Below are 12,417 nucleotides of genomic sequence, written 5' to 3' on the forward strand. Positions count from 1 at the left end.
GCCACATCCGAGGGGGACCGGCGAAACGGGAACGCAGGCGGTCGCGGGACCGGTCAGTGCGTCGGTCCGGACTGCCATCAGGAGGATCGGAGCAGGCGTGCCGCATTGGCGGCGAAATTCTCAGCTGCCTCTGCGGTGTCGACGTCGAAGATCCTGCGATTCTGCTCCACGGCCACGGCACCGAGTGTGAGGGTGAGGATTCCGTGCGAGAGTTCGGCCCCCAGGCGATCAGCCCCCAGTGCCTGTGGCGCAACGTCTGTCGGAGCGATCGAATACCCCAGCAGCACGATCTCTGCTCCATCACGGTATTTCAGCAGCACCTCGCGCAGAGACATCGCCGCGGCGAGCGGGTCGGCAGTGGCAGGACAGAGGGCATCGACTTCGGCTTTGAGCGAACGCGAGATGAGGATGAGCAGTGACTGCTTGTCCTTGACGTGCCAGTACAGTGCAGACGGCTGAACGTCGAGTTCGCGGGCGAGCCGGCGCATGGACAGATCGCCCAGACCGTACTGCGAAAGGATGCTCAACGCAGTGGTGGTGATGCTTTCGGCTGTCAGTGCCAATGAGACATACCTTTCATTCTCGTGCAGCGGCCCTTCCCGATTTTTCAGAACGCGTTCCCCTCGCTATAGTAGTTCCTGGTCACGGGATATAGCGCAGCTTGGTAGCGCGCCTCGTTCGGGACGAGGAGGTCGTGGGTTCGAATCCCGCTATCCCGACCAAGGGAAAGTGCCGCAGCATCGCTCAGGCGAGGTTGCGGCACTTTTGCATTCTGTACGAATTGTGATGGGGGCGCGCTGCTCGAAACGGCAGTGCGCCCCCATCGTTTCAACTGGTGCTCAGGCGGGTGCGCCCGGCTCTTGGGAGGCGCCGTCCGTCGCGTCGGAAGCGAACGGGCGGGTCGCCCGGCCCCGTCGAGGAGCCTGCGGCGCGTCGGTTCGGTCGGCCGCCTCGGCGAAGTTCTCCGCGACGATGTCGGGATCCGTGCCCCGCCACCGGGCGATCGCCTTCATCACCTGATAGACGATGATCGCCGAGGCGGTGCCCAGGGCAATGCCTTCGAACTGCAGTCCGCCCGGGGTCCAGGTGAAGTTCGCGATGGCGACGATGAGCGAGACCGCGGCAGTGTTGAGGTTGATCGGGTTCGAGAAGTCGACCTTGTTCTCCACCCAGATCCGCACGCCGAGCATGCCGATCATTCCGTACAGCACGGTCGCAGCTCCGCCGAGGACCCCGGGAGGGATCGTTGCGATGATCTCACCGAACTTCGGCAGCATGCTGAGGACGAGGGCGATGATCGCCGCACACAGGTAGGCGGCAGTGGAGAAGATGCGCGTGGCTGCCATGACGCCGATGTTCTCGGCATAGGTCGTCGTTCCCGAACCGCCGCCGGATCCGGCGAGGATGGTGGAGAAACCGTCGGCGAAGAGTGTCCGGCCCGTCAGGTGATCGAGGTCGCGGCCGGTCATTGCGGCGACCGATTTCACATGGCCGATGTTCTCGGCGATGAGGACGAGGACGACGGGCAGGAACAGGCCGAGGTAGCCGAGATCGAACGCCGGTGCATGGAACGCGGGCAGTCCCACCCAGTCGGCTTTCGAGACGGTGGAGAAGTCGAGCTCACCCTGCAGCCAGGCAGCACCATAGCCGACCAGGACGCCGATGAGGATCGAGAGTCGGCCGAGCATCCCGCGGAAGAGCACCGTGGTCAGCAGAATCGCGACGATCGTGATCACGGCGGTCAGGGGAGCGGCCTTGACCCAATCCCAGGCGGCCGGAGCCAGGTTGAGGCCGATGAGGGCCACAATGGCCCCGGTCACCACTGGGGGCATTGTCACTTCGATCCATCGGACGCCGACGAAATGGACCACGAGCCCGACGAGCGCCAAGGTGACTCCCACCGAGATGATTCCACCTTGAGCCAACGCCATGGCATGAGGTTCGAGGTTCTCTCCGGCCGTCGCCGAGAACCCCGTGACCGCCCCGATCGGAGCGAGCAGCCCGAACGACGAAGCGAGGTAGGAGGGCATCATGCCCTTCGTGATGAGCAGGAACAGCAGCGTGCCGATGGCGGTGAAGAACAGCGTCGTCGACGGTGGGAACCCGGTGAGCAGGGGCACGAGGAACGTCGCGCCGAACATCGCCACGACGTGCTGTGCGCCGATGCTGATGGTCCGCGGCCAACTCAGACGCTCTTCCGGCAGAACCCTCTCACCGGGAGCGATCGTCCGCCCGTTTCCCTGCAGACGCCAGCCGCGGCGATTGCCTGTTCCTTCGCGAGTGTCCGTGGGTGCCGACTCCGCCATTGTGCTCCTCGTTCCGTTCATCCCTGTACTGGGTCGTTGGCCGGCGATCGGGCAGCGCTCGGGGCCGGCGAAAGAATTCTATGCTCCAGCTCACCGGCACGCCGACTCGAACGCTGACGAACCGGCATGGCGGGTGTGTCTGAGGGCCCTGCTCCGGAAGGCGGGTTCAGCATTCTGGTAGCGTATTGAACAGTGTTCAGGGGATCTGGGCTGGATCGATTCCGACCTTGTTCAATCGCACGGAGACAAAGGACCAATCGATGACGACTGTGAACCCTGACCAGAACGTGAACCCCGAAAGGCTCGCCGAGTCCATTCTCAACGGGGGAGCAGCCACTGAATCCGACGCACTCGCTCTCCTGGCTACGCCGGATGAGGAGCTGTTCGGTCTCGTCCATGCCGGATCGCGACTCCGCCGAGAGCACTTCGGCATGACGGTCAAGTTGAACTATCTCGTCAACCTCAAATCGGGAATGTGCCCGGAAAGCTGCACCTACTGCTCACAGTCACTGGGGTCGACGGCCGAGATCCTCAAATACTCGTGGCTGAGCACCGCCGAGGCCATGGATCAGGCGAGCATGGGCATCGGCGGCGGGGCGTCGCGCGTCTGCCTCGTCGCCAGCGGTCGTGGGCCGAGCCGTCGCGATGTGGGCCGCGTCGGTGAGATCGTCGAACGCCTCAAAGACGAGAATCCCGAAGTCGAGGTGTGTGCGTGTCTGGGCATCCTCGAGGAAGGTCAGGCCGAGGCGCTCAAGGAAGCCGGCGCCGATGCCTACAACCACAACATCAACACCGCGGAATCCTTCCACGACAACATCGTGAAGACCCACACCTACGCGGACCGGACGAATACCGTCGAACACGCCAAGGCGGCTGGACTCTCACCCTGCAGCGGCCTCATCGTCGGGCTCGGCGACTACCTCACCGCCGAGGGCCAAGCCGCCGCCGATGACTTCGCCATGATCCGCGACAACGGATTCACCATCCTCGGCCAGGAGGGCGGGGAGGCCCGGACAGAGGAACCCGTTGCAGGATGCGGTGGGGAAGCCGGCTGCTGTTCCGATCGGCAGACCACCGCCGAGGCGGCCGCCCACACCGATCCCGTCATCCGCCGACGCGGCGCGGGCACCGCTGAAGTCGCCAACGCCTGAGGGGCCGCGTGCCCTCAGGCTTGGCGCAGGCTGCGCTTGAGGATCTTCCCGGCTGAGTTCTTCGGCAGTTCGGCAACGAACTCCACCCGCTTGGGCACCTTGAACCCGGCCAAGCGGGACTTGACGTGGCCGATGACATCGTCGGCCGACAGCGGCGGCTGTCCGTCCTTGAGGACGACGAAGGCGGCCACCGCCTCGATCCACTTCTCATCGGCAATCCCGACCACAGCCACCTCGGCGACCTGCGGCAGCTCGAAGACGGCATCCTCGACCTGGCGGCTGGCGACCAGCACGCCACCCGTGTTGATGACGTCCTTGACTCGGTCGACGACCTCGACGAAGCCCTCGTCGTCGACCTTGACGAGGTCCCCGGAATGGAACCAGCCGTTGTCGAACGCCTCGGCGGTGGCTTCCGGCCGGTTCCAGTAGCCTTCGCACAGCTGCGGCGACCGGTAGAGGATCTCGCCCTCCTCGCCGGTGCCGACGTCGTCACCGCCGGCGTCGACGACGCGGGTCTCGACGAACATCACCGGGCGACCGGCCGAACCCGGGTGATCGTCGTGCTCCTCGGGGCGCAGCACAGTGCACAGCGGGCCGAGCTCCGACTGGCCGAAGCAGTTGTAGAAGCCCAGCTGCGGAAGCCGTTGGCGCAGGCGCTCGAGGATCGGTCCGGGCATAATCGAAGCACCGTAGTAGGCCTTGTGGAGGCTGTCGAGGTTGCGTGTTTCGAGGTCGGGGCTGTTGGCCAATGCCACCCAGACAGTGGGGGCGGCGAAGAACGAATTGACCTCCCGTTCCTCGAAGATGGCGAGCAGCTGCTCGGGCACGGGCGCGGGGACGATGATGTTGTGCGCGCCGATCGACAGAAGCGGCAGCAGGAAGACGTGCATCTGCGCAGAGTGATAGAGCGGCAGGGCATGGACCGCGCGATCGGTCGCGGCGAAGTCGAGGGACATCAGCGACGACAGGTACTCGTGCAGAAGGGCACGATGGGACATCACCGCACCTTTCGGCGCCGAGGTGGTGCCGGAGGTGTAGAGCAGCTGTGCCACGTCCGTGTCGTCGACGGAGAATTCTGCGCTGCCGGCAGGGGCGATGTCCTCCGCGGTGGCGACCGGAACGAGATCGGCGAAGTCGATCACCTGCGCCTCGGCTCCGGTCGGGGTTGAGGTGACGGCGGACTTGAGGTCGGAGTCGGCGAAGACGATCTCGGCACCGGAGTTGCTGAGGATGTAGTCGAGTTCGTCGCTCTTCAGCTGATAATTGACCGGCACGTGGATGAACCCGGCACGGGCGCAGCCGAGATAGAGGAGGACGAAGACGTCGGAGTTCTTCCCATAGGCGGCGACACGGTCGCCCTTGGTCACGCCGAGACGAACCAGTTCGCGGGCCACTGCGGTCACGGCAGAGTCGAGTTCTGCATAGGTCCAGGTTCGGTCGCCGAATTCGATGGCTGTATCGGTGGGGAAACGGCCGGCGCTGCGTCGGATGAGATCAGAGACCGTGGACGAGGTTCTGATGACGGGTGATTCGGAGGAGGCGAGTGTAGTTGTCATGATCCAAATATATGAGCCAGATCACGTTCGGCGAAAATCGTCCGCCGATCGCTGGCCAGGGTCCTCGGTCCCACGGTGCCGGCGATGTGTCCCGGTTCGGATGTAATAGTGTGGGGGCATGAGACATCCGAAGGTGAGTGACTGCGTAGAGGTGTTCGACTCACTGTGGCCCCCGGCCCTGGCCGAACCCTGGGATTCCGTGGGACTGGCCGTCGGCGACCCCGACGCCGAGGTCCAGTCGATCCTCGTGGCTCTTGATCCGATGGATGCCGTGATCGCCGAGGCCGTCGTTCTCGGCGCGGATCTGGTGTTCAACCATCATCCGCTCATGCTCAAACCCGTGAAGTCGGTGAACGCCGCAACCTTGAAGGGTGGAGCCGTCCACACTCTCATCAGCAACGATATTGCGCTGTTCAATGCGCACACGAACGCCGATTCGGCCCGCGGGGGAGTCTCCGATGTGCTCATCTCACTCTTGGGGATCGAGAGCGCGCAGCCACTGTCCCCGCATGACGAGGCTGATGATTCGGGACGCGGCTCGCTGCCGACCGGGATCGGCCGCGTCGGCGACCTTGACCGGCCCACACCGGTCCGGGACCTTGCCAGGCGACTGGCCGCGCAGCTGCCGCGCACCACGACCGGTGTGCGCATCGCCGGCGATCCCGCTGCGACAGCGACCCGTGTCGCGGTCTGCGGCGGCGCCGGCGACTCGCTGTTCGACGAGGTCCGGGCCAGCGGCGCCGACGTCTACGTCACCGCCGACCTCCGCCATCACCCGGCCACCGAGGCGCTTGACGCGGCGAATCGTCGAGAGCGCGGACTCTCGCTCATCGACGTCTCCCACTGGGCGTCTGAGACAGTCTGGCTGAATGCGGCGGCCGAGGCACTCGAGACCGAATTCGCGCGGCGCGGGTTCACTGTCTCGCTGCAGCACTCGGCGGTCAACACCGACCCCTGGGTCGAACGGTACTGACAAGGAGACCGACGATGCTCATCACCGACAGCCAGAGAACTGCGCTGCAGACCCTCATCGAACTCACCGCCCACGGGCGCGCCCTCCAGTTCGAACATGACAACCCGAAGAGGGCAGAGGAGCTGCAGGAGCTCATCTCCCGGCACAAGGAGCTCGGAGCGAAGCGGACCGAGGCCGCCGATGTCGTCGACGGCCATCAGGACGCCATCACCGAAGCCGCCGGACTCATCGAAGCACAGCGATCGAAGATCGAGAAAAAGACCGCCGAGCTCAACGACGGTACCGGTCTGACCAGCAGAGATATGGTGAATCTGCAAGAGGAGATCGCCGGTCACAAAGCTCGGGTCGCCGAACTCGAAGAATCGCAGCTGGAGGAGATGGAGAAGCTCGAAGCCGCTGAAGACGAACTCGCGGCAGTCGATGACCGAATCGCCGAAGTCACGGCCTCCGGCAAAGAGGTGCAGACTGCGGTGAAGGACAGGAAGTCGGAACTGCGGGAACTCATTGCCGAGAACGAGGCAGCGGCGTCGGGCGCGAGGAGCGAGTTGCCGCAGCAGCTGCTCACGACATTCGATGCCAATGTCCGGCAGGGCGGTCCCGGAGCCGCCCTGCTCAATGGTCCGAACTGTCAGGCGTGCGGGCAGGAGATCGGCGGAGCGGTCTGGCACGGAATGCTCGGCGCCGATGCCAACGAAACCTATGAATGCGAAGAATGCGAGGCAGTGCTGCTGCGTCGCAGCTGATCCTGTCCCGGCTGATCTCGTCGACGTTGAAGGACAGAGTCGCTGTTGACGAGCCTCTCAGTCGCGGATGACGATCATGAGGTTCGCCGGTTTCGAGTTCGTCGAGGCTGTGAATTCAACCTCATAGAACTGCTCGGCCCGGGACACAAGGTCTTCAGCCGTCTCCGGCAGGGCCCGATCATCGGAGAGCAGCCGACCGGCGAACTCGCCTCGATAGAACTTCGCCCAGTGGGAGACGACGCGACGTTTCCCGCCGCTGACGGACACCGCGCCCATGGTGACGACCTGATCGGTGGGACCCGGCCACACGGACCGGTAATCGCTCGAGCGGCAGTCGAGGGCCACCTCGGCGGGGTCGAGGGAGCAGGACTTCGCCAGAACCGGCTTCCAATAGGATGTCAGCTTTCCCAAGGTCCCCAGATCGGTCTTCATCGCCAGTCGGTAAGCAGGGATCTCATCGAGTCCGTGCACCCGGCCGAACAGGGCGGAGAATACGTGGACGTCGTGGAGGCGGTCCCGCAGCTTTTCGTCATCGTTCGACTGCGCCACCAGCTCGCCAGCGCCCATCGCCTCATAGAGCACACCGGAATAGGTGAGCAGCGCGGGGGCACAGGGGATCTCATCGAGGACGGTATTCCGTTCGACGTCCGCGGCGAGCGACGCGCCGACGCCGAGCTTCTCGAGGGCATCTCGGCGTTTCGAGACCTTCTTCAGCGCAGCGAGCACACGCTTGCGCTTCGTGGTGAGTTCCGGAGCCGAGAGACCGTCGAGATCGAGCGTGGGACCGGTCGGCGACGGAGTCTTGCCCTCGGAGGGCGGCAGGAGGATCTTCACCACCCCATCGTATGATCACGCAGTGACGCGGCTGGGACCGGGTGCGGATGAGGTTGATCACGTTCGGTCTCCGGCCTCCGCTGCGTGTGGGTGCCGTGTGCGTGGGGGAGTCGCGGAGCGACTACACTGGGATGCTTGAGGACAGGTCACCAGACGGTCGCGGCTCTCTTCGTGAGGGCTGAGGAACGTCCGGGCTCCACAGAGCAGGGATGGTGGGTAACACCCACCCGGGGCGACCCGCGGGCCAGTGCAACAGAAAGCAGACCGCCCAGTTCCGACTGGGTAAGGGTGAAACGGTGGTGTAAGAGACCACCAGTGCGGCGGGTGACCGTCGCTGCTGGGTAAACCCCATCCGGAGCAAGATCAGACAGACGACGTTCGAGGCTGCTCGCCGAGTCGTCGGGTGGATTGCTTGAGGCCGGTGGCAACATCGGTCCCAGATAGATGACCGTCAGGCGAGAAGGGCAACTGACTCGTCGACAGAACCCGGCTTATCGGTGGCCTGTCCTCATTCTCAGCGTCTTCGGCTGTGTCCTCTCAAGACGGACTGCGACGGACCTTCGCCTTTCCGTCGTTGACTGCGATCATCGCGGCTCCCACGATTCCGGCGTTGTTGTACAGCTTCGCCGCCTTGAGTTTCGCCCGCGTCCTGATGAGCGGCAGGAACTGGTCATGGGACTTCGAGACGCCACCGCCGACGATGATGACGTCGGGCGCGACCAGCAGTTCAATCTGGGCATAGTACTGCTGCAGCCGCGCCGACCATTCCGGATATGTCAGTCCCAGCCTGGTCCTGACCGATTCCGCTGCCTGTGTCTCGGCATCGGCGCCGTTCATCTCGATATGGCCGAGCTCGGTGTACGGAACCAGCCGGCCCTGAGTGAACAGTGCGGTTCCGATTCCCGTGCCCAACGTCGTCAGCAGCACCGTCTTCTTCCGGTGCTTGCGTCCGGCACCGAAGGTCATCTCGGCCAGTCCGGCGGCATCGGCGTCGTTGAGGAAGTACACGGTGCGGCCCGTGCTCTCGCCGATGATGTCGGCGATGGGCGAACCGACCCAACTCTGGTCGAGGTTCGCCGTGTATTCGACGAGTCCTTCGCGGATGACGCCGGGGAATCCGCAGCCGACCGGAAGGGAGTCGATAGCGGCACGGTCGGCGACGAGTTCGAGTTCGACGGCACGTTCGCTCAGCGCATCCAACACCGTGGCGATCGTCGCAGCCACGGCATCCGGGGTGCTCGGCTTCGGAGTGAGCTCGCGCAGCCTCTTGAACGGCAGCTTGCCCGTCACCGTGTCGACGAGTGCCGCTTTGATCCCGGTGCCGCCGATGTCGATTCCGATCGCAAAGCGTGGTGAGGTCTCCGCGCTCAACTCAGCTCTCCTCATGTGCGGGTCCGGCGGCAATCGCGGTGTCGGCATCGGGCAGAGTCAGGATATCGGCACCGGATTCGGTCACCACCAGCGTATGCTCGAACTGAGCGGAGCGCTTGCGATCCTTCGTCACCACGGTCCACGAATCATCCCAGACGTCCCAGTCGATCGTGCCGAGGTTGAGCATCGGTTCGATCGTGAAGATCATTCCCGGTTCCATCGTCTCCGCGTGGGCGGGAGCCGCGTCATAGTGCGGGATGATGAGCCCGGAGTGGAATTCGCGTCCGACGCCGTGCCCGCTGTAGTCGCGCACGACTCCATAGTCGAAGCGCTTCGCGTACTTCTCGATCACCCGTCCGATGACGTTGATCTGACGCCCCGGCTTGACCGCCTTGATTCCTCGCATCATCGACTCGTAGGTGCGTTCGATGAGCAGACGGGACTCCTCATCGGCGTCTCCGGCGGTGAATGTGTAGTTCGTGTCTCCGTGCATGCCCTGGTAGTAGGCGGTGATATCGACATTGACGATGTCGCCGCCTTCGATGACGGTCGAATCGGGGATGCCGTGGCAGATCACCTCGTTGACGGAGGTGCACACGGATTTCGGGAAACCGCGATAGCTCAGCGTCGACGGGTACGCTCCGTGATCGCACATGAACTCGTGCGCCACCCTGTCGATGTCGTCGGTCGTGATGCCGGGGACGATCATCTCGCCGACGGCAGCCAGGGCATTGGCCGCGATCCGACCGGCCGCCCGGACCACCTCGACCTCCTCGGGGCTGTAGAAATTGTTTCCCCGACCTTCATCGGCGTCGGCGCGACCGACGTACTCCGGGCGGGGGATGTCCTTCGGCACACCGCGTTCGGGCGAAATGGTGCCGGGCGTGAGCAGGCGAGTGTGAACAGTCATGATGGTGTCGATCCTATGCTGGAAACGCGGCTTTGTCCCGCTGCCCGGTCGCCTGTCGATGCCGCGGTGCGGTGCCGGTGGAGTCTAGAATCGGAAGCAGCCGTGCCAAGGAAGCGGGAGGCAGATTGAGCGACGACACGACATCGGCGGGCCACGAGTTCGCTGGACTGGGCGAAGTGGTGAGCCTGACGAGCGCGCCGCAGCAGATCGCCGACCATATCCTCTCCGGAATCGCCGTCGGAGCGCTGCCGGAAGGCACCCTGCTGCCGGGTGAACGCACGTTGGCCGCGGATCTGCAGGTGTCCCGTTCCAGCGTGCGCGCAGCTCTGCTGCGGTTAGAGCGTCTCGGAGTCGTCGAGCGCCGCCGTGGACGCGGGGGAGGGACGTTCGTCAAGACCGCCCGCCCCGAGGCGCTGGCTCCCATGGCCGGCAGAATCGACGAATTCCATGCCGAACGGCGGAACCTGCTCGACGCCCGCGCCGTCTTCCAGAATTCTCTAGCGGCGACAGCCGCACTGCGACGCACCGAGGAGGAGCTGAGCGAGCTCCGGGAACTGGCCGAGGTCTATTCGCAACGCGCCGAGGCGGCCGCCGCGCGCACGGCGGACGCGCAGTTCCATTTCGCCATCGCCCGTGCCGGGCACAACCCGGAACTCGTGCGCATGGCCATCGACCTCGATACGAAGATCAACGCCGGTTTCCGTCACGACCCGTTCTCTCCAGAGCTCTTCGACCACGCTGTGGACGACCACGCTGCGATCGTCGAGGCGATCGCCGCCGGAGACGCCGCAGCGGCGGGAAGGCTCTGCGAAGAGCACTTCAGGTACACGACCATCGTCCCCCGCCCCTAACCCAATTACTACCTGACGGCGGCCCAGCAACCTCGCGCCAGGTTGCTGGGCCGCCGTCAGGTAGTAATAGGGGTTTTTCAGTTGGCTAGGGCGTGGGCCACGGACACTGCTTCGAAGCCGAATGCCTCGGCGACGTTGTCGTTCGTGACGTGCCCGTTGTGGATGTTGAGACCACGGGCCAGAGCCGAATCGTTCGACAGTGCCTTGTGCCACCCCTGGTTAGCGACCTTCACAGCAAAGGGCAGAGTCGCATTCGTCAGCGCCGCAGTGGCTGTGTTCGGCACCGCACCCGGCATGTTCGCCACGCAGTAGTAGACCGAGTTATGGACGGTGAACGTCGGATCGTCGTGAGTCGTCGGATGAGAATTCTCGAAGCAACCGCCCTGGTCGATGGCGATATCGACGAGCACCGATCCCGGCTTCATCCCAGCGACCATCTCGTCGGTGACGAGCTTCGGCGCCTTCTTGCCCGGGATGAGCACCGAACCGATGACGAGGTCGGCGGTGGCCAGCGACTTCGTGATCTCGTACTTGTTCGACACCTTCGTGCCGATGGCACCTGCGAAGGTCTCATCGATCTGCCGCAGACGCGGAATGTTGATGTCGATGACCTCGACGGTCGCTCCGAGGCCCAAAGCCATCCGGGCGGCATTCGTCCCAGCCACACCGGCACCGATGACGACGACATTCGCCCGCTCGACCCCGGGGACACCGGACAACAGGATCCCGCGGCCGCCGTTGGCCTTGAGCAGGCTGTGAGCGCCGACCTGAGTCGACAGGCGTCCGGCGATCTCGCTCATCGGAGCCAGCAGCGGCAGTCCGCCGCCGTCGGGCTGGACGGTCTCATAGGCGATGGCGGTGGTGCCGGCCTCCATGAGCGCCGTGGTGAGCGCCTCATCCGCGGCGAGGTGGAGGTAGGTGAACAGGACGAGATCCGTGCGCAGGAAGCCGTACTCCTGGGCGATCGGCTCCTTGACCTTGAGCACGAGGTCGCCGGCGGCCCACGTGGTGGCGGCGTCAGGGGCGATCTTCGCTCCGGCAGCCTCGTATTCGGCATCGGCGATGAAAGAGCCCTCACCGGCTCCTGCCTGCACGGTGACCTCATGGCCGTGGGCGACGAGTTCATGGACGCCGGCAGCGGTGATGGCGACTCGGAACTCATTGTTCTTGACCTCGGTGGGCACTGAAATGCGCATGGTGTGTCCTTCTCTCCTGATCGTGTGCCGCAGGGGCGGAGGCGGCCGACTTCTCCGTCGGTCGTCCATGATGACAACTCTATTCCTTAGAAGGTTTGGAGAGCAAACCTTTAAATCTGTTTTCGTCACCAATGATGCGAAATCAGTGCGTCTGGGTGCCAGATATCGCGGAAAACATGATTCCAGTCGGGCTCAGACTGCACCAAAGATGCAGATAGGGCGCTTCCAACGCATAAGCGACACATTCCGTCAGTTCGCGACTTGAAACGGTAAGCTGAAAGCGTCAATGCAGAACCCCGCAGAGGAGAGAAGGCTCGCCATGGGACTCTACGAAGATATCGACGACCCGAACTCGAAGTACTACTTCAACCTCGAGACGAACACCGTGGAAAAGGGCCTGGTCAGCGACTGGACCCACCGCATGGGGCCCTACGAGACCGAGGAGGTCGCCCGCGCCGCCCTGGAGAAGGCACGTGAACGCAATCAGCAGTGGGACGAAGACGACGAGAAGTGGAACGGCTGAATA

At 64.2% G+C, this 12,417-nt stretch carries 12 protein-coding genes, 1 tRNA gene and 1 other RNA gene; 7 read left to right on the plus strand and 7 right to left on the minus strand.

Going from position 1 to position 12,417, the window contains the following annotated elements:
- Positions 1-77: 77 nt before the first annotated feature.
- Positions 78-563: a TetR family transcriptional regulator gene (locus LJ362_RS08080; RefSeq protein ID WP_264801658.1), complete on the minus strand. Its 486-nt coding sequence runs from the start codon at positions 561-563 to the stop codon at positions 78-80.
- An 82-nt stretch (positions 564-645) separates the two neighbouring features.
- On the opposite strand from LJ362_RS08080, the gene LJ362_RS08085 reads away from it, so the two are divergent.
- Positions 646-722: transfer RNA gene (locus LJ362_RS08085), tRNA-Pro, on the plus strand.
- A 117-nt stretch (positions 723-839) separates the two neighbouring features.
- On the opposite strand, the gene LJ362_RS08090 is transcribed toward LJ362_RS08085, so the two are convergent.
- Positions 840-2,306, minus strand: a complete 1,467-nt coding sequence (locus tag LJ362_RS08090; RefSeq protein ID WP_264801659.1) for a uracil-xanthine permease family protein — start codon at positions 2,304-2,306, stop codon at positions 840-842.
- A 260-nt stretch (positions 2,307-2,566) separates the two neighbouring features.
- Here LJ362_RS08090 and LJ362_RS08095 point away from each other — a divergent pair, with 260 nt between their 5' ends.
- Positions 2,567-3,457: a radical SAM protein gene (locus LJ362_RS08095; RefSeq protein WP_264801661.1), complete on the plus strand. Its 891-nt coding sequence runs from the start codon at positions 2,567-2,569 to the stop codon at positions 3,455-3,457.
- Between the two features lie 14 nt (positions 3,458-3,471).
- On the opposite strand, the gene LJ362_RS08100 is transcribed toward LJ362_RS08095, so the two are convergent.
- Entirely contained in the window at positions 3,472-5,013 is a 1,542-nt protein-coding gene (locus LJ362_RS08100) for a fatty acyl-CoA synthetase (protein ID WP_264801662.1), read from the minus strand.
- 118 nt (positions 5,014-5,131) lie between these two features.
- Between LJ362_RS08100 and LJ362_RS08105 the strand changes: the two genes are divergently transcribed.
- Positions 5,132-5,986: a Nif3-like dinuclear metal center hexameric protein gene (locus LJ362_RS08105; RefSeq protein WP_264801663.1), complete on the plus strand. Its 855-nt coding sequence runs from the start codon at positions 5,132-5,134 to the stop codon at positions 5,984-5,986.
- 14 nt (positions 5,987-6,000) lie between these two features.
- On the plus strand, positions 6,001-6,729 hold the full coding sequence (locus LJ362_RS08110) for a zinc ribbon domain-containing protein (RefSeq protein ID WP_264801664.1): 729 nt from the start codon (positions 6,001-6,003) through the stop codon (positions 6,727-6,729).
- A 57-nt stretch (positions 6,730-6,786) separates the two neighbouring features.
- Here LJ362_RS08110 and LJ362_RS08115 read toward each other — a convergent pair whose 3' ends face one another.
- Positions 6,787-7,563, minus strand: coding sequence for a YaaA family protein (locus LJ362_RS08115; protein WP_264801665.1), 777 nt, complete (start codon positions 7,561-7,563; stop codon positions 6,787-6,789).
- 141 nt (positions 7,564-7,704) lie between these two features.
- Between LJ362_RS08115 and rnpB the strand changes: the two genes are divergently transcribed.
- Positions 7,705-8,073: RNase P RNA component class A (gene rnpB / locus LJ362_RS08120), an RNA gene on the plus strand.
- Positions 8,074-8,100: 27 nt separating this feature from the next.
- On the opposite strand, the gene ppgK is transcribed toward rnpB, so the two are convergent.
- Entirely contained in the window at positions 8,101-8,934 is an 834-nt protein-coding gene (gene ppgK, locus LJ362_RS08125; RefSeq protein ID WP_264801667.1) for a polyphosphate--glucose phosphotransferase, read from the minus strand.
- A gap of 1 nt (position 8,935) precedes the next feature.
- On the minus strand, positions 8,936-9,844 hold the full coding sequence (map, locus tag LJ362_RS08130) for a type I methionyl aminopeptidase (protein ID WP_264801669.1): 909 nt from the start codon (positions 9,842-9,844) through the stop codon (positions 8,936-8,938).
- Between the two features lie 125 nt (positions 9,845-9,969).
- Here map and LJ362_RS08135 point away from each other — a divergent pair, with 125 nt between their 5' ends.
- Complete coding sequence (locus LJ362_RS08135) at positions 9,970-10,695, plus strand: FadR/GntR family transcriptional regulator (RefSeq protein ID WP_264801670.1); 726 nt, start codon at positions 9,970-9,972, stop codon at positions 10,693-10,695.
- 77 nt (positions 10,696-10,772) lie between these two features.
- Here the strand turns inward: LJ362_RS08135 and ald are convergent, their stop codons facing one another.
- Positions 10,773-11,891 (minus strand): alanine dehydrogenase, encoded by a 1,119-nt coding sequence (gene ald, locus LJ362_RS08140; RefSeq protein WP_264801671.1) that lies wholly within the window; start codon positions 11,889-11,891, stop codon positions 10,773-10,775.
- A gap of 319 nt (positions 11,892-12,210) precedes the next feature.
- Between ald and LJ362_RS08145 the strand changes: the two genes are divergently transcribed.
- Positions 12,211-12,414 carry a hypothetical protein gene (locus LJ362_RS08145; protein ID WP_062242447.1) on the plus strand — a complete coding sequence of 68 codons (204 nt, stop codon included), beginning with the start codon at positions 12,211-12,213 and terminating at the stop codon, positions 12,412-12,414.
- Positions 12,415-12,417 lie beyond the last annotated feature (3 nt).

This window comes from Brevibacterium sp. JSBI002 (assembly GCF_026013965.1).
In the GTDB taxonomy this organism is placed as follows: domain Bacteria; phylum Actinomycetota; class Actinomycetes; order Actinomycetales; family Brevibacteriaceae; genus Brevibacterium.